The following is a 20185-nucleotide window of genomic DNA, read 5'->3' as shown; positions in this document are numbered from 1 at the left end:
TCACTGAATGCCCGCCTCTCCTGCACCTATCTCACAGTGTTCAAAAACGATGAATGTTGACGCCTCCAAAGTAGCCTGACCGGATACTTTACCGCGACGCCTTTTGCAGAAGCCCAATTAGCTCGGCAAACTTCGCGCGCTGTTCTTCAGGGTCACCGCTTTGGATGGCGGTTTCGACGCAATGCTTTGCGTGGTTTTCCAGGATAAGCTTTTCGACACCAAGGATCGCAGAACGGATTGCCGCGGTCTGCGCCAGAATGTCCATGCAGTAGCGGTCCGCCTCGACCATACCGGCGACCCCTCGCACCTGTCCTTCCAGCCGGGAAAGCCGGTCCAACGTCCTGTCCTTATTTGCCTTCACGTTTCGCGTCTCCCTGCATTCTGGAACCTGCCATCGACTTTCTTGTTATATACCCCATATGGGTATATGAGCGAGGCAAGCGATGGCACAGAAAGAAGACATTACAGTGGATCGACGCGCGACGCATCACGATAGGTCTGGCAGCAAGGGAGGCGGATACGGACGGTTCCTTTGGATGATCATGACTTCTACGGTCGTGATGTTCGGGCTGATGTATCTCAATACCTATTCGCTTGATCATGTTTTCTTCTCGCAGACCCGTATGTGGATGGCCCTCTACATGGGGGGCATCATGGCGATCATCATGCTCGCCTTTATGCTGGGAATGTATGCCAACAGACGTGCGAACGTGGCGATCTTCGTCGGTGCCTTGGCTGCGTTTGCACTTGGCCTTGGGATGGTCCGGTCACAGGCGACGGTCAGCGATGTGGCGTGGATGAAAGCGATGATCCCACACCACTCCATCGCGATCCTGACCAGTGAACGTGCCAATATCTCTGACCCCCGCGTGCGGGCACTCGCCGATGCGATCATTGACGCGCAGCGCGCCGAAATTGCGGAAATGAAGCTCTACATCGCGGATATCGAGGCGAATGGAGATGCGCCTGCAGGCACCCCCCGCGATGAACAATACAAGTGACCGACAGCAGATAAACGGAGAACATCTCATGCCGACTGCAGATATGATCGATGGTCCGGAGACCGCCCGCGCCAAAAGCAAGGGCCCGGAAAAGACCGCGTCACTCTATCGGATGGTCATGCCAGGCCATCTTTGCCCTTTCGGCTTGAAATCCAAATCCATGTTGCAGCGCAAAGGTTATACCGTAGATGACAACCTGCTGACGACCCGCGACGAAGTGGACGCCTTCAAGCAAGCGCATGGCGTTGCTACAACGCCAATCACCTTCATCGACGGCGAACAGGTCGGCGGCTATACCGACCTGAAGAAACATTTCGGCCATAAGGTTCTGGGCAAGGACGACACCACCTATACGCCCGTCATCGCGATCTTTTCCGCCACGGCGTTGATGGCGCTTGCCATCGTGATGAACCTTTACGACGGCTTTCCATTCCTCACGTTCCTCAAGTGGCTTTTCGCCGCCTCGATGGTCGTTCTTGCGATCCAGAAGCTGCAGGACGTAGAGGGCTTCGTGAATGGCTTTCTCGGCTACGATCTGCTGGCCCAGAAATACGTCCCCTACGGCTTTGCCTATCCTTTCGCCGAACTCTATGCGGGCGTGGGCATGATGGCTCTGATCGGCTCCAGTTCCGCTTTGATCTGGCTGGTGGCACCGGTTGGCATCTTCATCGGCACCATCGGTGCGGTGAGCGTCATCAAAGCGGTCTATATCGAAAAGCGTGACCTGAAATGCGCCTGTGTTGGCGGCGGATCGAATGTGCCGCTTGGGTTCATTTCACTTAGCGAGAACCTGATCATGCTCGGCATGGGGCTCTGGATGCTGGCGATGTGGATCCTGGCCTGAAACGTCCCTCACAAAATTTTTTATGTCGATGAAAACCGGAGAGTTCTAAAATGAACATGACGACGACCGCCTTCGCAGCTGCCATTGCGGCATTTGCACTTTCAGCACCGGCCCTTGCGCAGGATGCCGAGTTCCGACTTCCCGAACAATGCACGACTGCCTCTGCATCAGGGGAAATGGATCATTCGGCAATGGGCCACGGTGGTCAGGCGGACGATACGGTGCCCGAGAGCACCAATATAGGTTCAATGCCAGAACATGTGCGGGAAAACATGCGCAGGATGGCAATCACCATGCCAGCAATGGAAGAAGGTCTTATGCATGAGGATGCCGATGTGGCATTCGCCTGTGCCATGATCGCCCACCACCAAGGCGCAATCGACATGGCGCAGGTTCTGCTCGAGCATGGCGATGACCCGCAGATGATCGAACTTGCAGGCGAAATTATTGCCGCACAGGTTGGTGAGATTGAAAAGATGGCCACCTGGCTGGTCGAGAACGCCGAGTGATAAGGGTTTGGCTGCATGGTTTGAGACATGCAGCAATCTCTTTGACGTATAACACAAAAACAGCTTTTTGATGAACACGGCCAGTGGCGCAAACGCGGTGAATTCATACTTTGTGCTGCTTAGCAGACGCTGATGTAGATGGCTGCGAGTGTCTGCTTTCGCCTTCCCTGCATGTGCTCTCTCGACTGACTGGTCACAAAACATGAGACCGCTCAAGGCTGGAACCGGTCATCCGGTTGGTCGCACCGAAGCCTGCAAGGTCAAGGTTTACGTGCCGCACCGCCGCAAGTCCGGTTTGAGCCCAATTTGCCGAATTTCTGTAAAGTGGCGAATGGCTGATATGGCTGGACAGCCAAGAACGTTCGCTATGATCCACCAGAAGCAGTGTTAACCTCAGCGGACGTCACCTTCACGCCAAGACGACGATACCAGAGTGCTTCTGCTTGTGCTCTGGCTCGATATGTATGGTGATCATCGCGCCAGGCACTCTTTCCATAAGCGCAGCCTCGATGTGATCGCAGATCTCGTGCGCATCAAACACTGTCGTTTCGCCGGGCACCACGAGATGGAAGTCGATGAACGTCGAGCTGCCAGCATGCCGGGTCCGCAGATCGTGGGCTTCCATCGCTCCATCGGCTTCCCTCGAGATGACAGTGCGAATGGTTTCAAGCGTATTTTGCGGCACGGCCTCGTCCATCAGCCCGCTCAATGATTCCTTCACCACCTTTGACCCAGACCAGAGGATGTTGATCGCAACCCCTGCTGCCATCATCGGGTCGAGTATCCACCACCCGGTCACGATCGCTAGAAGAACCCCGAACGCTACGCCGGCAGAGGTTATGACGTCGGTAAAGAGGTGCCTCCCACCGGCGATCAGTGCCGGCGACTTCGCCGCGCGACCACGTCTCACGAGAATCCACGCCCAGACTGCGTTGATGGCGGTCGCAACACCGTTCACTAGGAGGCCCTCGATCGGCAGGTCGAGTGCCACCGGATTCAGAAACCCGTGGTATGCCTCGCGCAGGATCAGAAGCGCGGCGATTATGATCATCACGCCCTCAAGCACCGCGCTAAAGAACTCGGCCTTGTCATGACCGTAAGGGTGGGACGCATCCGCCGGACGCGCCGCGATCCGGATCGCGATCAGAGCTGCGAACGCGGTTGCGACGTTGACGGTGCTCTCGAGAGCGTCGGAAAACAGCGCCACCGATCCGGTGAGCCACCATGCGAGCATCTTGATCGCCAGGACAATCACGCCGACGAAGATGCTCCCGATCGCGAGCTTGATGGTTGTCGACATTAATGGGCTCCGACGATTGGTGAAACGCCGCTTTCCGGCGGAACAAGGTCTGATGAGCAGTTAGTGCGCCTTGGCGCTCCACGCTTGAACTTCTTCAGGGAACGTGTTCAAAATACCTATACCCCCTACCCTATATAAGGACAACCCGATGAGCCATCTGACCAGTGACAAGACAAAGCTCCTCGGACGGGTCCGGCGGCTGCGCGGGCAGATGGAAGCGATCGAGCGCGCCGTCGACGAGGAGAAAGAATGCGGGGAGGTCCTGCATCTCGTTGCCTCCGTTCGCGGCGCCATCGCCGGACTGACCAATGAGCTTCTTGAGGCGCATCTCCAGCATCACGTGCTCGGTGCCGATGACGAAGAGGAGCGGCGAAAAGGCGTCGAAGATCTGTCCTCCGTCCTGCGCAGCTACCTGAAATAAAGGGACATTATCATGCACGATCACGCTCACAACCATGGCTCATCGGCAGTTGACGCGACTCAAGACGGAACGCACGATCACGTCTTTCTTGGCGCTCAGCACGACCGGAACGCCCGACGCACCTGGGCCGTCATCGCCACCACCGCCACGATGATGGTGGTCGAGGTCGCAGCCGGCACCTATTACGGCTCGATGGCGCTGTTGGCCGACGGCTGGCACATGTCGACCCATGCTGCGGCCCTGATGATCACGGCCCTGTCTTACCGCTATGCGAAGCGCCACGCGCGCAATTCACGCTTTACCTTCGGCACCGGCAAGGTCGGGGATCTCGCCGGGTTCGGGAGCGCGGTGGTGCTGGGCATCGTCGCACTGCTGATCGGCTGGGAGAGCTTGGTGCGGCTGGCAAACCCCGTCGATATCAACTTCGGACAGGCAACCGTCGTCGCGATCATCGGTCTTATCGTCAATCTCGGCTGCGCGGCACTTCTGCACGACGGGCACGGACATCATCATGGCCACGCGCACGATCACCACCACGGGACCGACAACAATCTTCGCGCAGCCTACCTTCACGTGCTCGCCGACGCGCTTACATCAGTCCTCGCGATCGTCGCCTTGCTGGCCGGTCGCGCTTACGACTGGGTGTGGCTCGATCCGATAATCGGCATCGTTGGCGCCCTGGTTATCGCCCGCTGGTCCTGGGGGCTTGTTGCCGACGCCGGTGCCGTCCTGGTCGATTACCTTCCCGAGGACGAGGATCTTCCTGCCCGGATCCGCGAAGCCATCGAAAACGAGGGGGAGCAGGTAACGGACCTGCACGTCTGGCAACTCGGCCCCGGTCATCACGGGGCAATCATCGCCGTCCGTGCCAAGGCGCCGCGCCAGCCGTCGGAATACCGTGAGCGACTCGCTCATCTGGCAGAGCTTTCCCATGTGACCATCGAGACCGAGGCTGTCAGTGTGAAAAGCTAGAGAAGCGGACATCGGCGATGACACGGTGAAGGTCTGCTTCGTCCGCAGACCGACGTATTAGTCGAAAAATGCTGCGCGATGCGCGAACGGCTGCTTCGACGGGCCGCACCGCAGCATTCGGACCGTGGGGCGAAGGTCGGCTAAGGGCCGTTTCCGTACTGACCTACTAGAACTGAGTAACACAGCGCGCTGGGGAAAATCAGCTTACTGACCAAATCTCCAGCCTCCGCGCGCGGAGCGACCGGTCATGCGACCCACAAGCAGCTCTGTATTTTACTATTTACGCATGAAAGCTTACAAGGATGGAACCGTCTGGCGAGCGACGTCCACCAAACTTTGATGAAGGCGTTTCCATGGCCACCAAACCAAAGCTGCACCCTCGTAATCAACACTCAGAGGGCTACGATTTCGTTCGTCTGGTGGCGCAGACACCCGAGCTGGAGGCATTTACAACCCGCAACCCGTCAGGTCAGACGACGATTGACTTTCAGAACGTGAACGCGGTCCGGATGCTAAATCGTGCGTTGCTAAAAGCGCATTACGATATCGATTATTGGGATATTCCCGCAAATTACTTGTGCCCACCAATTCCGGGCCGCGTCGACTACATCCACTATCTCGCGGATCTGCTTGCAGAGAGCAATGACCGGACGACCCCGCGAGGGCGTCATATAAAGGTTTTAGACATAGGTACTGGTGCGAGCTTGGTGTATCCGCTTACAGGGCAAAGCGAATACGGCTGGCACTTCACAGGCGTCGATATCGACGCCGGAGCGATCAACTCGGCACGGAAAATCTGTGAATTTAATAGTTCGGGAATTACCCTTAGGCAACAGAGCAAACCCGAGAATATTTTTCGCGGGGTGATCCAGCTCAATGAGGCTTTTCATTTGACTATGTGCAATCCACCTTTTCATGCGTCCATCGGGCAAGCAAACAAGGGCACCCAGCGAAAGTGGAAGAACCTTGGAAAAGGGCATTCAACAAAACTCAACTTTGGTGGGCAAAATACTGAACTCTGGTATCCGGGCGGCGAGATAAAGTTTGTTGCTCGTATGATTGAACAGAGCGTTGAGTTTGCTGACCAATGCCTTTGGTTTACCTCTCTTGTGTCGAAAAAGGACAACCTCCAGCCGCTCGGTCGAATTTTAAAGAGAGCAAAGGTTGCTGAGTATAAAGTCGTCGATATGGCACAGGGGCAAAAAACAAGTCGCTTTGTGGCCTGGACTTATATGAACAAAAACCAACGGTCCTTGTTCGCGAAGAGCGGCTAACCATAAGGCCCCTCTGTCGCAGCTCTGTAACGAAAGCTATTTCTGCTTCGCTGAAGCTGCTTCGCAACTTCCTAGAGTACCTTGCAGGCTGGTTTGGGCCGGAAGCCACTTTCTCATACGTCTTTTAGATCCGGCCCTGTTGTTCGACCTTGTCCCAAAAAGCGTGTTTGCGTGGATGCTTGCGGCGTAGGTCGTTGAAAAAGGCATCGTGACTTTGAAAGGCACCGTAATCCGCAATAGCCATATCGGCCTGGGCGCAGGAGGCGAGATGACGGGCGGCATGGCGGTAGCGTTTGGCGCGGTTGTTTTGAAGGGAAAAGGTTATCATCGACCGCAAAGCCAGTGTAGCGGCCAGGGGATGTTCGGCCTTGAGAAACTCGGATGTCGGGGTCAGGAGTTCATAGGTATTGCCATCCAGTTCTGCGTATCGCGACAGTATCACATCAGCGGCAAGCCTTGCATCGGGCCAACTCATGCAAAAAATGAGTACCTGGAGAAGATCTGGGTGGGTGCGCACATGGGTGCGGGCATTCAGCAGCGCCTCATCATCGTCAAAATCGGGCAGGCGTGAGAGATAGCGGCGCAGGGTCTCGGCGCAAAGCGTCGTTTCGAACCGGGACCACATGGCGCTGCGCAGGCTGTCCTCGTCGCCCAAGGCTTCGAGGCAGGCGAAACGGGCGCTGTCGACTTCTGGCGTATCAAAGGTGCGGTCTTTGTCCTTCTCAGAGGCGATACAGGTGTCCATGATCCGCAGGGCATCTTCGGCGCGGCCCGCCGTCAAGAGCCGCCGCGCTGCATCCGGCGCAATCGTGTGATACGTCAATTGCTGTGCGCTGTACTGCGACAGCCACGCATCCACATCGCCTTGGGCATCAGCAATGTCCGATAGGATCATTCTAAGCGTTCTGTTCTGACTGTCCTTTGCCATTTCAAGGCGACGTTCGGCGCTCATAAGAACCCCGAAATACTCTGTTTCGTCCAAGGTGACAGGCGCATCCATCGCAATTTCCGCACGTACCCTAAGCGCTGTCAAACCCTGATCGCCCAATGCCTGCGACAACGCAGGGATAGCGCCATCAAATTCGCCATAGCCGTTGTCTTGGAGGGCCTCAAACACCTGATCCGCAAGCTGCTCGGCGTTGCGATCAAGACGTGGGGCGAGTGCTTGGATCGCGTTCATCACAGCATCCATGACGTCGCCGATTGTACCATTGCTGTCGTCGGTACGGGCATGAATGTCGGGCGCAAGTTGCAATAACGACCAAAGCAGATCAAAGCCAAGGCCCACGTCTTCAGATGCAACGCGGTTCAAAATAACGTCAATCAAACCATTAAGTTCTTTGGCCAACATGTGCTGCCCTCGCATGGAGATCCAGCTTTTGGCGCGCCGGATTTGTGCCATCCGCTTGCGGATGTCAGCGGCGGCCTCTTTCGGGCTTTGCTCTGAGGACAATGCCATCCGCACCCGCCGCTGCCGGGCCGCATCGCCTTTGACAGCGTCCATAAGCAGCTCAGCTAGAACTTCGGCGCCCAAGGCTTCCAAGTTCTTCTTGTTAAGAGATTTTCCTGCCATCATCAGACCTATTAAGATGCTTGGCCAAAAAGATATGGACTCGCGTGTTCTTCCCAAACAATGACTTTCGTCATGGCTTTCTGAAAGTCGGCGCTCTGAATAAAACTGTCCAGCCAAAGGATCACATTGGGCCAAGGCTGCGCTTCAAACCAGGCACGGTCGATATGGGCGAACTGCCTTACAAACGGAAAAATCGCAATGTCAGCGAGTGTGGGCCTGTCGCCCGTCAAGAAAGGATACTTTGCCAGCTGTGTCTCAAGAGACTGAATAAAGTTGGATGCTTGCGCCCGTTCGGATTTGGCATCCAGATCAGGATAGCGGTCTGAATATTTCGTGTGATCCAGCGCAGCTTTAAAAGGCCCATCGTTCTGGGCAATCAGGGTTTCGCCAATACTCGGCATGTTCAACAACCCATGCGGATCACTTTTCCCAAGCGCCCATCGCATGATGTCGCGACTCTCATCCAAGTTCAGATCACTCGCTTGCAAATTCGGCACCGTGGCCGAGGGCGAGGCCTGAAGAAACGCCTGCGGTTTATCTTTCAATTTGATCTCGCGCAGTTCTACCTCTAGCCCCGCGCTCAACACTGCCATCCGCGCCCGCATTGCATAAGGGCAGCGTCGAAAGCTCCACAGGATCGGTTGCGGTGTGGTCAAAATATCTTGGGTCATTGGTCCACTTTAGGGTGAATAATGTGCGCCCGCAAAAGGAAGATCCTGATAGGCTCGAAACGTAAAGAAAATGACCGCGCCTACCGCAGTGCCGACCTTAGCCCTTTGTCAATATTGCAACCGCGGCGAATGACGAATCTTGCGGCCCGCACCGCAGCGACCATTCCTTTGCGTCAAAGGCAGCTAAGGGTCGTTCGTTCCTGCCGCGCCTGCATTCGCTGCAGCTGGCATCAATGTCGCTGATGGGCTTATTTTGTTGAAAAAGTCGGGCGGGCTCAAAGCAGCCTGAATTTTCAGAACGCTTGTTTTCGCCAGCGAGGATAGCGCCCCGTTCAAGAGGCAAATTCGCCCTCTGGCAGAACAAAATTCTGATCCAGCGCCTGCCGACGCGGATTGAAGGAGTTTTTCAACAGCATGGGCTCGGAGCGGACTTTCGGCGGTGCAGCAGAGGTCGCGCCTAGTCATCGCGGGTGCGCGCGTCACTCCCGGCCCAAAGCTGCCATCCACACAGTTAGCTCAATGCTGCAGTGCAGCCCGTCAAACCAGACTTTCGCCGTGATCGCGTTATCAGAAGACTTGTAGACGTCAGCTATGCTGACGAAGCTGCTATTAATTCATGATGGGCTTAGCGAATTCTCTGGGTACTTTCTGAACTTTCTCGAGCAAAAGGGCGTTAAAATCAAACATATCAAAAATTATCCAATTTGCTTAGCGTTAAGCAGACGGCTTCCAGATTTGATAGATTGTTTTTCGACGTTCGAACGCCTCGGGACCGCCTTCCATGATCTTGATGACCTTCTCTTGGCAGGCCCGGTCGTCGATGTTTCCTACAGCGACCGCTATTTCTTCATCTGTGGCGCTACATGTTGTAACGGTCTCCGCATCGCCGAGTACCGGAAAATTGGCATTGTGGGTTGCAAAGATAAACTGCCGGTTCGGCTTTATGGCTCTGACAATTTTGACGACTTCCTCATAAACTGTCTGGCTATCCAGATCGTCCTCGGGCTGGTCGATGAGCAAGAGGTCATTTCCTACCTGACTTAAAAGGAAAAGCATCATCGCAGAGGCGCGCTGACCAAGTGAATGCAAGCGCAGAGGCCTACCATGATATGTCACATCATAGCTGTTCGGAATCTGGAAAGTCAGAAGCTCCTTGATGCTGCCCAAGAAAAGTTCCTGGAACGCAGTCGCCTTACTCTTTGCGTGCTTGGATGCTTCCTCTAGGTCTTTAAAGACCTCTCCAAAGTCAGGGTACTCCTTCGCAAGTGAATCATACGTCTCCTTACGCTGACCGCTCCCCTTGAACAAACCGTCAATGTGAGACTTATACGTTGCCTTATCACCCTTGAAGACGCCCTCAACTTTAAGTGAGCCCTGCGAGTCATTGATGGTCTCTAAGGCTTTCGAGATCAGATTATATTCTTCGTGCCACGCGTCGTTCAACGAAGCGAGTGCCATAAGCACCTCATCATGCCTAGTGCGAGCTTTTGCAGTCTTCTTCGTGAGATCCGAGATCCCGGCAACCAGTTCGCTCTTTCGATCTGTCAGCGTGATGTAGGCATCGGGCTCGATTGACGTTACGCCTTGCTCTTCGAGAGCCTGAACCAGCTCACGCTCAACTTCGGCAAACTCTTCTTTGAGACCGTCTTTCACAGCCGACAATTCTTCTCGGAGTTCCAAAAGATCGGTGCTAACGGTCCCTGAGGAAACAACGATCGTACGCGCATAGCTAACGCTCTTCTTTAGCGCTTCGATCTTCTTGGCATATCGTTCAAAGAATTCTGCATTGTAATCTGATTTCTGCGCTTCGAGCGTAGCCAGTTGCTCTTCGGTCTCGGTAACCGCTTCATCCAACGATCCGTGCCATTCTTTGGCAATTTCATCGACGCTCTCGCAGAAGCTCAAGTCACTACTGAAGGCAATTTGCTTATCTAGCTTTTCTTTGACGCCATGTTTGTCAAATTGCTCCAGGCGAAATTCGACATCCTTGAGCTCCTCTTCCAGTGTGGCCTGATCTTCGACATCGCTATGCAAGGACTTCAGCGCGTCGATGGCCTGCTCAAGCACACCGCGACGCTCCTCAATTTTCTGCCGAACGTCCTTCAAACTATCACCCATCAGCTTCTCGACGAGATCGTGTCCAAAACCTTTCCCTGCGGCAGAAAGGTCTTTCTGGCCAAAGTAAAGAGGCTTCGCGATGATGGTTTCACGGATAGAAACGCCGGGCCGGAGCACACCGTCAACGTAGACTTCATGCGCGTGACCGAGAAGGCGTCTAATCTCGAAGCGCGTACCGTGGCGATCGGTAGCCTCCACAACGATCTTGCCACCACTCTTCAAGATGAAAGGCAAAAGGCCCTTCTTATAGTCCTGATCTTGAGCTTTATCTCCGAATGGTACGTCTAGGGCATAGCGTAAGCTTTCAAGGATCGAGGACTTTCCGCTGCCTTGTATGCCGATCAAGCAGTTTAGATGGGGTGAGAACGTCACCCGCTTGCCATCCAGAAGCCCACCTTCAAATCGGATAGCGTTGATATGAGAGTGTTCGACGGTAGGCGCTTCACGGGCAACCCGAAACCCGTGGTCGGTAAGGGCAAACTTGACGGCATCAAACCCTAGATCGCCAACTTTTATATAGCTCTTTCGCCCCTTACCAATTTCTTCGACAGCCTTGGGATCAGACCCCTCAACTTCAGCGGGATACTGATCCCCCCACCAGCCTTGAACTTTGGTCCGACAAGCAGCATCGGCCTTGTCGTGTGTTCGAACTTTTTGAAACCCGAGAGTGTATTTCTGAATAAGCGGTTGAGCTGCCAGCTCGCTCATGCGACCGCCACTGATCTCCTTCCACAGGCCGCTATTGGCCTCTACGTGGGCAAAATTTATGAAGAAATCACGCCCGTAGGCTTCGAGCTTCTTCAGTGTAGCAAGAAGATCATCGTTGCTACGACCGTTCTCCTGCTCATACTGACTTGGGACTTTGCCGGAAAATGCGACCCCGAGAAACTGATTGATATAGTCGTTTCCACCTTCAAGCCACTCATCTGAAAACACGATCAAAGTATGAACGCCGTTCGAGCCATCATTGACCGATAACTCGACCCCTGGAAGCAACCCGATGCCCGCTTTGCGCGCCTTTCGACGCAACGCTTTGAACTCTCCAACATCGAATTTGTTGTGGTTGGTGATTACGCCAAGACCGATGCCCGCTGCCTGTAACCCCTCAACGTAGGATGAGACGAAGCGATCTCCTTCGCCATCAAACTTAAACTCTTTGTCTGCCCGCGTGTGTAAGTGAAAATCGGCTCGAACCCATCTGGTACCGTGGGCAAAGAAATCCCCCACTGCTTCACTCATGACTTATTCTCCGCGTCAGGGTTTCAGCCTACTATGGTTTGTGAATTCGCCGCTAAAGTCCGTTGTCCATTCTTTCAAAAATGATGGCACTGGATTTCGTGCAACGTTCTCAAAGCTTTTTAATGCCCAAAAAAATGTAAACTCTTGTATCTGGAGTGTGGCACACCGCCAAGCCGCCTACAATCGCTTGCTGAATGTCTGCACCATCAGCGTGGCAGTGACCGTTTCGCACCTGCAGAGAATGTCTGCTTCCCGCCGTTTCTGTTGATGCCAATCTGGTCTTCGTTTGATTTTCGCGCTTGCAGTGATCAGTTGAAACCACACCCGCACAGCAGACCTTCAGCTCACCCGATTTTGCTGCGCGATGTCACGAAAGGTCGGTCGGGGAAGCTGCGTTGCAGCTATGACTACCATAGCGAATTTCGGCGGTGGGCCGAAAGCATCATGCTAGTTTGCATGGGACATCGGTCCATTTTCCGCAACGCCGCATGATTGCTGCGACCCCTTCGCCTCAATTCTTACATGCCGTCTGAACATCAGCCTTGTATGCAAAAGAGGTCTTCAGGCCGGTTGAGGAAACTCAAACTGGCGAAAAAGGAAGAATAGTTGTCGAAAAAGGACAACTATAGTGACGAATTACAATCGGGAAAATGGTCGGAGCGAGAGGATTCGAACCTCCGACCCCCTGCTCCCGAAGCAGGTGCGCTACCAGGCTGCGCTACGCTCCGACCGTAGGGGCGAAATAAACCCCTAAACGGTGGGATGCAAGCCGGATTCAGCGGCGATGGGGCCACATTCTTTGCATGATTGTCGATTTGGGGGCGGTGACGGTTTCACTGCGCATGCGGGATGATGTGACGGGGCGATTGGTGGATACGCCTCCGCGGGCTTCGCGCACGACGATATAGATGCCCGATCCGATAATCACGCTGGCACCTATAAGGGTCGGCATATCAAGGCTTTCACCGAACAGGAACCAGCCATAGCCGGTGGCCCAGAGGATCTGCGAATACTGCATGGGGGCGACGATGGCTGCCTCTCCGGCACGATAGGCGATGATGACCAGAAAGCTGGCGATCAGGCCAAGGCTGGCAATGATGCCCGTCATGCCGAAATGGATCAGCTGCATGGGTTCATAGCTGATGGTCAACGCGGCACCGGTGGCCATGAAATTGCCCAGCATTGGCCACATCATCAGCACCATCGGGCGTTCACGACGGCCAAGGCGGCGGATGATAACAGCAGCAATTGCACCGGCACATGCACTGCACATGGCAGCCAGATGGCCCAGTTGCAGTTCCTGCGTGCCCGGACGCAGCACGATCATGACGCCCGAAAGGCCGACGACAACGGCGGCCAGCCTGTGGATACCGACACGTTCCCCCAACAACGGAATAGAGAGCAATGTGATCAGCAAAGGCGTGGTGAACAGGATCGCATAGACCTGTGTCAGGGGCAGGTTCGAAAAGGCATAAAAGCCTGCCATCCCCGAAATGACCGCGCAGATTGTTCGCAGGATCACCCAGCCCGGATTACTGGGACGCAATGTGCCGGGCTGGGGGTCGCTCATCAGAATTAGGGACACCAGCGGGAAGGATAAAAGGGATGCGAAAAACAGGATCTGAAGCGCCGGATAGGTTTCCCCAAGCGTTTTGATGACCACGTCATGCGTTGCATAGATCCCCATAGCTGCAAGCTGCAGCAGGGCTCCTTTTACGTTCCCTGAAAGTGCCATTAACTCTCCTGTGACAAAGCCTTGATGATGTAATCACCCATTTGCGCCGTCGTAACCGGCGTGCCGCCTTCGGGACCCATCAGGTCCGCCGTGCGTATTCCATCAGCTAAGACATGCTCGACAGCGCGTTCCAGTTCCGCCGCAGCGTCGCCTTCGTCGAAGCTATAGCGCAAAGCCATCGCAAAGCTTAAAATACAGGCAATCGGGTTGGCCTTGCCCTGACCGGCAATATCGGGGGCAGATCCATGGACGGGCTCGTACATGGCCTTCGGGCGACCATTGGCCATTTTCGCGCCAAGGCTGGCCGAAGGCAGCATGCCAAGGCTGCCGGTCAGCATTGCGGCAGCGTCCGACAGGATGTCACCGAACAGGTTGTCAGTGACGATGACGTCGAATTGCTGCGGACGACGGACCAGCTGCATCGCGCCGTTATCGGCATACATATGGGTCAGTTCGACATCGGGGTATTCGTTGTCGTGGACCCACTGGACCTCCTCGCGCCAAAGGATGCCTGATTCCATGACGTTGGCCTTCTCCATCGAGCAGACCTTATTGGTGCGGCGGCGGGCCAGTTCGAATGCCGAACGGGCCACGCGACGGATTTCGCCGCTGGTATAGCGTTGGGTGTTGATGCCGACGCGGCCGCCTTCGTTTTCAGGGTTGTTATCATCGGAATGGATGCCGCGCGGTTCGCCGAAATAGACACCGCTGGTCAGTTCACGCACGATCAGGATATCCAGACCGGCCACCACTTCGCGCTTGAGGCTGGAAAAATCGGCCAGCGCGTCAAAGCATTGTGCAGGGCGCAGGTTGGCGAACAGGTCCATTTCCTTACGCAGGCGCAACAGGCCGCGTTCGGGTTTGACGCTGAAATCCAGCACATCGTATTTCGGGCCGCCAACAGCGCCCAGCATCACCGCATCGACAGATTGGGCCCTGGCCATGGTTGCATCCGACAACGGCGCGCCATGCGCGTCATAGGCGGCACCGCCGACAAGATCGTGGCTGACATCGAACTTCATCCCGCGATGGGTTTCAAACCACCCGATCACTTTGACGACTTCGGCCATGACTTCGGGGCCGATCCCGTCACCGGGCAAGATAAGAAGCGAGTATTGGTCCGACATGATCCCTCCATTGACGCCAGGCACGGCGTGCCTTCGGGGTTAGACGTGCCCTGTCGCATGGTCAAGATCACGAGGGCGATCACGGTGAGTTGCCTTGCAGATGCGCATAGCCTCGCCCACGCTATCTGCAAAGTGACCGATGGGAAATTGCGATGAAAAGCTGGAATGTCATCATCACCGCAACGGTAACGGCAGGAACGATCCTGCTGGGTGCGACGGCATGGGCACAAGGGGCCGACGGGGTTCCAGGCGACAGGCTGGTTGTGCCTTTGCCCGATATTTCGGGGCTGGATGACGCGCAGGCCAAGGATCTGGCCCGTGAACTGGCGCAGGCCAATGTCATCACCTCGAACTGTCCGGAATATGATGTCAGCGATGGCGCATGGCAGCTGATGACAGGCACGACCGATTCATTGACGGCAAAGCTGGGGCTGGATCCCATCACCTATGACCGCGAATATTTCCGCCCCGCTTTCAGCGTGATGGAGGATGCCGACGCCTGCCAGACCCTTGGTCCAGATGTGCAGGGCACTGTCGATCGCCTGATCGCGATGGGCGGCGACACCAAACCTGCCGAACAGATGCCTGCCGCAAACTAGGTTTGTCCTGACTTGCGGACGCCGCTGCGATGCCACAGCCTGCCTTCGGGGAACGGAGGATCACATGCCGGCATTTTCAGCGGGGCTTATCAGTCTGGTGTTGGGCTATATGCTCAGCCAGTTCTATCGGGCATTTCTGGCGGTGCTTGCCCCCACCCTGCGGCAGGAACTGGGTGCCACGGCAGGTGATCTGGCCCTGTCGTCAGGACTATGGTTTCTGGCATTCGCTGCCATGCAACTGCCGGTCGGAACCGCGCTTGACCGCTGGGGCCCGCGGCGCACCGTCGGGGTTTTACTGGCGGTTGGCGGGGCGGGTGGCGCAGCTGTCTTTGCACTGGCCGCAGCGCCTTGGCATTTGCATCTTGCCATGACGATGCTGGGTGTCGGCTGTTCGCCCGCCCTGATGGGCCCCTATTACATCTTCGCCCGCGAATATCCTGCGTCGGCTTTCGGGACACTGGCGGGAATGCTGGTAGGCTTCGGGTCGCTTGGCAATATTCTGGGCGCGGCACCGTTGGTCTGGATTGTCCAGACATTCGACTGGCGGCCCACCCTTTGGGGATTGGTCGTGGTGACCCTGTTCGCAGCTGGGCTGATACTGGCGCAGGTGCGCGACCCTGCACGCCTGGGGAACGATCAGCCGCGGGGTTCACTGGGGCAGATCGTCCGCCTGCGGGCGCTGTGGTTTATTCTGCCGTTGTTTGCTGTGAACTATGCCGTGGCTGCGGCCATTCGCGGGCTGTGGGCGGGGCCGTGGCTGGAGCAGGTCCACCACGCCGATGCCACACAGATCGGTCGCTATACGCTGGCTATGGGATTAGCGATGGTGGCGGGCAGTTTTTGCGCCGGTCCTGCGACAAGGTTGCTGGGCGGGGCGCGGCGGGCAATGATGGTTTTCACCTGCATGATGATCGCAGCCCTGCTGACCATGTGGCTGGCCCCCGGGCTGGGATCGTTCTGGGCGGTGATCCAGCTGATGACCTTGGGATTTTTCGGGTCCGGCTATCCTTTGCTGATGGCGCATGGAAAGTCCTTTCTGCCACAACATCTTGTCGGGCGCGGGGTGACCTTCCTCAATATGTTTTCAATTGGCGGGGCGGGGGTGATGCAGTTTGCCTCGCGGCCGGTTTTCGGGGCAGCGCAGGCGGCCTACCCCTCGGCGCAGGCATTCGCTATGCTGTGGCTGTTCTTCCTGATCCCGCTGGTGGTCGGGTTCCTGCTGTATTTCCTGACGCCCGAGGCTGATAATGGATGACACCCCACTGGTCGTGGCACCGAACCTGAAGCGCCGGCTGTCCGGCGTCACCGCCACCGTGGTCCGCCTGATCCCCGTGCAGGCGGGGATGATCGCCATTCGCGCCACCGGACCGGGCCTGCCCGATGACGTGCCGCATATCCCGCTGACACGCGCGGCCACCCTGCCCCGCGACCGCTGGCGCGTCTGGCATGCGCGGCGCAATACGGAGATGGCGCTTGGGCTGATCCTGCGCCGCGTGCTGCGCCGCAAATATCGGCTGCTGTTCACATCGGCCGCACAGCGCAGCCACACCGGTTTTACCCGCTGGCTGATCCGGCAACAGGACGCGCTGATCGCGACATCGCCGCAAGCGGCCAGCTATCTGGAACGCCCCGCGACGGTGATCCTGCACGGTGTCGACACGCAGGTGTTCCACCCCGCACCCGACCGCGCCGCCCTGCGGGCCGAACTGGGGCTGGACCCTGACGCGGTGCTGATCGGCTGTTTCGGGCGGGTGCGTGCGCAAAAGGGCGTCGATCTGCTGGTGCAGGCGGGGCTGGAATTGCTGCCGAAGCACCCAAAGGCCCAGATCATCTTCACTGGCCGCATCACGCAGGACAATCGCGCCTTCACCGATGACCTGCTGGCGCAGATCAAGGCCGCGGGCCTTTCGAACCGGATCCGTTTCTTGGGCGAATTGCCTTGGGATCAGGTCGTGCGGCATTATCAGGCGCTGGACCTGTTCGCAGCCCCCGCCCGGTGGGAAGGCTTCGGCCTGACTCCGCTAGAGGCGATGGCCTGCGGCGTTCTTACCGTCGCTGCGCGCGTCGGTGCCTATGAAACGCTGATCCGCGATGGTGAAACCGGCAGTCTTGTTCCCAAGGATGACGCCCCTGCCCTGACCGCCGCGCTTGGCCGCTGGCTGGATGATGATGCGGGCCGCGCAGCCGCAGGCCATGCCGCCCGCACCCATGTCGCCACCAACCACGCGATCGAGGGCGAGGCCCGTGCCATCGTCGCCGTCTATCAGGACCTGCTGGCGAAATCATGAGCGACCCCCACGCCCCTGCCCTGTCACGGCTTGATTTCACCGCCGCGCGACTGTTGCGCAACGACAGTCGCATTGCCCGCATGTCGATCCCGCAGGGAAACCTGCTCGCCGATCTGGACGGGCGGCATGTCGCGCTGATCGGCAATGCGCGATCACTGGCCGAAACGCGGCACGGCGCGGATATCGACGCCGCCGATCTGGTCATCCGTATCAACCGCGCGCCCATGCCAAGCCCCATCAGTCATGGCAGCCGCACCGACTGGCTGGCGCTGGCCACCCGCCTGCCTGACGCGGATCGCAAACGTCTGGACCCCGACCGCATCCTGTGGATGTCGCCCAAGCGCAAGCGGCTGGACTGGCAATCTGCCAGCGGCGCGGGGTTCTATCTGCACCCCTTGGCCGATTACGACGCCCTGCGCGACCGGCTGGCCGCGCCGCCCACCACCGGCGCGATGATGATCGATCTGTTGCTGCGGGCCCCCTTGGCATCGCTGACGCTCTACGGATTTGATTTTTTCGCCAGCCTCAGCCTGTCGGGTCGCCGCAGTGCCGATGATGTCCCCCATGATTTCGGTGCCGAAGGCGCATGGGTCGAGGATCTGCTGCACAGCGATTCACGCCTGCGACTGCGGCGCTAGGGGCCAAGCCCTTTCCATAACCCTGCAACTGCGGTAAATGCCCTGCGACCGCAGAAGAAGGAGTCCCCGGAAAATGGGTTATAAAGTCGTCGTCGCAGGTGCCACCGGAAACGTGGGCCGCGAAATGCTGAACATCCTTGATGAGCGCCAGTTCCCGATTGACGAGATTGCCGTGCTGGCATCGCGTCGCAGTCAGGGAACCGAAGTCAGCTTTGGCGACAAGACTCTCAAGATCAAGGATATCGAACAATTCGATTTCACCGGTTGGGATATGGCGCTGTTCGCCATCGGGTCGGACGCCACCAAGAAATACGCCCCCATCGCGGCGGCTGCCGGTTGCGTTGTCATCGATAACAGCTCGCTCTATCGCTATGACCCCGATATCCCGCTGATCGTTCCGGAAGTGAACCCCGAAGCCATCGTCGAGTATTCCAAGAAGAACATCATCGCCAACCCCAACTGCTCGACCGCGCAGATGGTTGTGGCGCTGCAGCCCCTGCATGAACGTGCGCGCATCAAGCGTGTCGTCGTCTCGACCTATCAGTCGGTGTCGGGCGGCGGCAAGGATGCCATGGACGAATTGTGGAACCAGACCAAGGGCATGTATGTCCCCGGTCAGGAAGTGGCCCCGAACAAATTCCACAAGCAGATCGCCTTTAACGTGATTCCGCAGATCGACGTCTTCATGGAAGACGGCTCGACCAAGGAAGAATGGAAGATGGTCGCCGAAACCAAGAAAATCATGGACAAGTCGATCAAGGTCACCGCGACCTGCGTCCGCGTCCCTGTCTTTGTCGGCCATTCCGAAGCGATCAACATCGAATTCGAGGATTTCCTGGACGAGGACGAGGCCCGCGACATCCTGCGCGAAGCCCCCGGCATCATGGTCGTCGATAAGCGCGAAGACGGCGGATACACCACGCCCGTCGAATGCGTCGGTGATTACGCGACCTTCATCAGCCGCATCCGTCAGGACAGCACGCTGGACAATGGCCTGAACATCTGGTGCGTCAGCGACAACCTGCGTAAAGGCGCGGCCCTGAACGCCGTCCAGATCGCGGAATTGCTGGGCAACAAGATTCTGAAAAAAGGCTGATCAGCCTTTCAGACAGATAAGGAAGGGCGGCAGGCATCAGCCTTGCCGTCCTTTTTCATGGCGTCCGTCAGATCAGGACCCATTTCTTGCCTGCATCCTCGGCCTGCAACAACGTACCTTCGCTGATGTCATGGACCAGACCGTGCAGAGACAGCGTGCCCGCCTCGACCGCGTCGCGGACAAAGGGGAAGGTCATCAAATTCTCGATGGACACCAGAACCGCTTCCTGTTCCAGCGCGCCGACCTGCTCGGCCTCGGGCAGTTCCTTTACGCGATCATAGCCGGGGCGCAGGATATCCATCCAGCGACCGACAAAGCTGGTCTTTTCTTCCAGCTCGGGGGCGTGACCCGAACACATGGCGTGGCATCCCGCAACGCCACCGCAATGGGTGTGCCCCACCACGATCAGATGCGCGACCTTCAGCGCGGCCACGGCATATTCGACCGCCGCCGAGGTGCCGTGCTGCAATCCGTCGGGCGCATAGGGCGGGACAAGATTGGCGATATTGCGGTGGATAAAGAATTCGCCCGAATCAGCCCCGAAGATGCTGGTGACATGCACGCGGCTGTCACAGCAGGAAATCACCATCGCGCGGGGGCGCTGACCTTCGGTGGCAAGGCGGCGGTACCATGCGTGGTTTTCGGCATGCGCCGTGGCTTTCCACCCCTGATAGCGCTTGATCAGATATTGCGGCAACGGAGACAGGTTGTGCATCTGGAACCTCACTTTCTGAACATGCGTAATAGGCACGGATTGAAACAAATTCGAGCGTTTTCTTC

Annotated in this window: 19 protein-coding genes and 1 tRNA gene; 11 read left to right on the top strand and 9 right to left on the bottom strand. The window is 57.1% G+C overall.

Going from position 1 to position 20185, the window contains the following annotated elements; genetic code table 11:
• Positions 1-88 precede the first annotated feature (88 nt).
• Positions 89-337: a metal-sensitive transcriptional regulator gene (locus DWB67_RS05420; protein WP_246133167.1), complete on the bottom strand. Its 249-nt coding sequence runs from the start codon at positions 335-337 to the stop codon at positions 89-91.
• A gap of 199 nt (positions 338-536) precedes the next feature.
• Here DWB67_RS05420 and DWB67_RS05415 point away from each other — a divergent pair, with 199 nt between their 5' ends.
• The 3 genes from DWB67_RS05415 to DWB67_RS05405 are packed head-to-tail and all read left to right on the top strand — an operon-like array spanning position 537 to position 2354.
• A complete protein-coding gene (locus tag DWB67_RS05415) occupies positions 537-1001 on the top strand; it encodes a DUF305 domain-containing protein (protein WP_119806485.1) in 465 nt (154 codons plus the stop codon).
• A gap of 43 nt (positions 1002-1044) precedes the next feature.
• Complete coding sequence (locus tag DWB67_RS05410; RefSeq protein ID WP_119806550.1) at positions 1045-1845, top strand: MauE/DoxX family redox-associated membrane protein; 801 nt, start codon at positions 1045-1047, stop codon at positions 1843-1845.
• A 50-nt stretch (positions 1846-1895) separates the two neighbouring features.
• Positions 1896-2354 carry a DUF305 domain-containing protein gene (locus tag DWB67_RS05405; RefSeq protein WP_119806484.1) on the top strand — a complete coding sequence of 153 codons (459 nt, stop codon included), beginning with the start codon at positions 1896-1898 and terminating at the stop codon, positions 2352-2354.
• Positions 2355-2763: 409 nt separating this feature from the next.
• Here DWB67_RS05405 and DWB67_RS05400 read toward each other — a convergent pair whose 3' ends face one another.
• The gene (locus tag DWB67_RS05400) at positions 2764-3654 is read right to left on the bottom strand and encodes a cation diffusion facilitator family transporter (RefSeq protein ID WP_119806483.1); all 891 of its coding nucleotides are present in this window, start codon (positions 3652-3654) and stop codon (positions 2764-2766) included.
• A 148-nt stretch (positions 3655-3802) separates the two neighbouring features.
• Between DWB67_RS05400 and DWB67_RS05395 the strand changes: the two genes are divergently transcribed.
• The 3 genes from DWB67_RS05395 (at position 3803) to rlmF (ending at position 6321) form a co-directional block, all read left to right on the top strand.
• The gene (locus tag DWB67_RS05395; RefSeq protein WP_119806482.1) at positions 3803-4075 is read left to right on the top strand and encodes a metal/formaldehyde-sensitive transcriptional repressor; all 273 of its coding nucleotides are present in this window, start codon (positions 3803-3805) and stop codon (positions 4073-4075) included.
• A 12-nt stretch (positions 4076-4087) separates the two neighbouring features.
• Entirely contained in the window at positions 4088-5047 is a 960-nt protein-coding gene (gene dmeF, locus DWB67_RS05390) for a CDF family Co(II)/Ni(II) efflux transporter DmeF (RefSeq protein WP_119806481.1), read from the top strand.
• 353 nt (positions 5048-5400) lie between these two features.
• Entirely contained in the window at positions 5401-6321 is a 921-nt protein-coding gene (rlmF, locus tag DWB67_RS05385; RefSeq protein ID WP_119806480.1) for a 23S rRNA (adenine(1618)-N(6))-methyltransferase RlmF, read from the top strand.
• Positions 6322-6445: 124 nt separating this feature from the next.
• Here rlmF and DWB67_RS05380 read toward each other — a convergent pair whose 3' ends face one another.
• From DWB67_RS05380 to leuB, 6 genes are all read right to left on the bottom strand, one after another.
• Positions 6446-7894, bottom strand: coding sequence for a DUF6880 family protein (locus tag DWB67_RS05380; protein WP_119806549.1), 1449 nt, complete (start codon positions 7892-7894; stop codon positions 6446-6448).
• An 11-nt stretch (positions 7895-7905) separates the two neighbouring features.
• A complete protein-coding gene (locus DWB67_RS05375; protein WP_119806479.1) occupies positions 7906-8565 on the bottom strand; it encodes a glutathione S-transferase in 660 nt (219 codons plus the stop codon).
• Between the two features lie 714 nt (positions 8566-9279).
• Entirely contained in the window at positions 9280-11922 is a 2643-nt protein-coding gene (locus tag DWB67_RS05370; protein ID WP_182911495.1) for a TrlF family AAA-like ATPase, read from the bottom strand.
• A gap of 651 nt (positions 11923-12573) precedes the next feature.
• Positions 12574-12650: transfer RNA gene (locus DWB67_RS05365), tRNA-Pro, on the bottom strand.
• Positions 12651-12697: 47 nt separating this feature from the next.
• Positions 12698-13657, bottom strand: a complete 960-nt coding sequence (locus DWB67_RS05360) for a DMT family transporter (RefSeq protein ID WP_119806478.1) — start codon at positions 13655-13657, stop codon at positions 12698-12700.
• Positions 13657-14784: a 3-isopropylmalate dehydrogenase gene (leuB, locus tag DWB67_RS05355; RefSeq protein ID WP_119806477.1), complete on the bottom strand. Its 1128-nt coding sequence runs from the start codon at positions 14782-14784 to the stop codon at positions 13657-13659. Before leuB ends, DWB67_RS05360 begins: the two co-directional genes overlap by 1 nt.
• Positions 14785-14936: 152 nt before the next feature.
• Here leuB and DWB67_RS05350 point away from each other — a divergent pair, with 152 nt between their 5' ends.
• The 5 genes from DWB67_RS05350 to DWB67_RS05330 all read left to right on the top strand — a co-directional run bounded on the left by DWB67_RS05350 (position 14937) and on the right by DWB67_RS05330 (position 19405).
• Complete coding sequence (locus tag DWB67_RS05350; RefSeq protein WP_119806476.1) at positions 14937-15383, top strand: hypothetical protein; 447 nt, start codon at positions 14937-14939, stop codon at positions 15381-15383.
• 64 nt (positions 15384-15447) lie between these two features.
• Positions 15448-16638 (top strand): MFS transporter, encoded by a 1191-nt coding sequence (locus DWB67_RS05345; RefSeq protein WP_119806475.1) that lies wholly within the window; start codon positions 15448-15450, stop codon positions 16636-16638.
• On the top strand, positions 16631-17671 hold the full coding sequence (locus DWB67_RS05340) for a glycosyltransferase family 4 protein (protein ID WP_119806474.1): 1041 nt from the start codon (positions 16631-16633) through the stop codon (positions 17669-17671). Before DWB67_RS05345 ends, DWB67_RS05340 begins: the two co-directional genes overlap by 8 nt.
• Before the next feature lie 20 nt (positions 17672-17691).
• The gene (locus DWB67_RS05335; RefSeq protein WP_119806547.1) at positions 17692-18309 is read left to right on the top strand and encodes a glycosyltransferase family 29 protein; all 618 of its coding nucleotides are present in this window, start codon (positions 17692-17694) and stop codon (positions 18307-18309) included.
• 73 nt (positions 18310-18382) lie between these two features.
• Positions 18383-19405 (top strand): aspartate-semialdehyde dehydrogenase, encoded by a 1023-nt coding sequence (locus tag DWB67_RS05330; RefSeq protein WP_119806473.1) that lies wholly within the window; start codon positions 18383-18385, stop codon positions 19403-19405.
• A 67-nt stretch (positions 19406-19472) separates the two neighbouring features.
• Here the strand turns inward: DWB67_RS05330 and DWB67_RS05325 are convergent, their stop codons facing one another.
• Entirely contained in the window at positions 19473-20120 is a 648-nt protein-coding gene (locus DWB67_RS05325) for a carbonic anhydrase (protein WP_119806472.1), read from the bottom strand.
• Positions 20121-20185 lie beyond the last annotated feature (65 nt).

The sequence above is a fragment of the Paracoccus sp. JM45 genome, assembly GCF_003590715.1.
Classification (GTDB): Bacteria; Pseudomonadota; Alphaproteobacteria; order Rhodobacterales; family Rhodobacteraceae; genus Paracoccus.
This window is presented reverse-complemented; position numbering and strand designations above follow the sequence as displayed.

Bases quoted from the DNA above. Each gene is read 5' to 3' on its own strand.
- DWB67_RS05415 (WP_119806485.1), top strand. From the start codon at position 537: ATGATCATGACTTCTACGGTCGTGATGTTCGGGCTGATGTATCTCAAT.
- DWB67_RS05410 (WP_119806550.1), top strand. From the start codon at position 1,045: ATGATCGATGGTCCGGAGACCGCCCGCGCCAAAAGCAAGGGCCCGGAA.
- DWB67_RS05405 (WP_119806484.1), top strand. From the start codon at position 1,896: ATGAACATGACGACGACCGCCTTCGCAGCTGCCATTGCGGCATTTGCA.
- DWB67_RS05400 (WP_119806483.1), bottom strand. From the start codon at position 3,654: ATGTCGACAACCATCAAGCTCGCGATCGGGAGCATCTTCGTCGGCGTG.
- DWB67_RS05395 (WP_119806482.1), top strand. From the start codon at position 3,803: ATGAGCCATCTGACCAGTGACAAGACAAAGCTCCTCGGACGGGTCCGG.
- dmeF (WP_119806481.1), top strand. From the start codon at position 4,088: ATGCACGATCACGCTCACAACCATGGCTCATCGGCAGTTGACGCGACT.
- rlmF (WP_119806480.1), top strand. From the start codon at position 5,401: ATGGCCACCAAACCAAAGCTGCACCCTCGTAATCAACACTCAGAGGGC.
- DWB67_RS05380 (WP_119806549.1), bottom strand. From the start codon at position 7,894: ATGGCAGGAAAATCTCTTAACAAGAAGAACTTGGAAGCCTTGGGCGCC.
- DWB67_RS05375 (WP_119806479.1), bottom strand. From the start codon at position 8,565: ATGACCCAAGATATTTTGACCACACCGCAACCGATCCTGTGGAGCTTT.
- DWB67_RS05370 (WP_182911495.1), bottom strand. From the start codon at position 11,922: ATGAGTGAAGCAGTGGGGGATTTCTTTGCCCACGGTACCAGATGGGTT.
- DWB67_RS05360 (WP_119806478.1), bottom strand. From the start codon at position 13,657: ATGGCACTTTCAGGGAACGTAAAAGGAGCCCTGCTGCAGCTTGCAGCT.
- leuB (WP_119806477.1), bottom strand. From the start codon at position 14,784: ATGTCGGACCAATACTCGCTTCTTATCTTGCCCGGTGACGGGATCGGC.
- DWB67_RS05350 (WP_119806476.1), top strand. From the start codon at position 14,937: ATGAAAAGCTGGAATGTCATCATCACCGCAACGGTAACGGCAGGAACG.
- DWB67_RS05345 (WP_119806475.1), top strand. From the start codon at position 15,448: ATGCCGGCATTTTCAGCGGGGCTTATCAGTCTGGTGTTGGGCTATATG.
- DWB67_RS05340 (WP_119806474.1), top strand. From the start codon at position 16,631: ATGGATGACACCCCACTGGTCGTGGCACCGAACCTGAAGCGCCGGCTG.
- DWB67_RS05330 (WP_119806473.1), top strand. From the start codon at position 18,383: ATGGGTTATAAAGTCGTCGTCGCAGGTGCCACCGGAAACGTGGGCCGC.
- DWB67_RS05325 (WP_119806472.1), bottom strand. From the start codon at position 20,120: ATGCACAACCTGTCTCCGTTGCCGCAATATCTGATCAAGCGCTATCAG.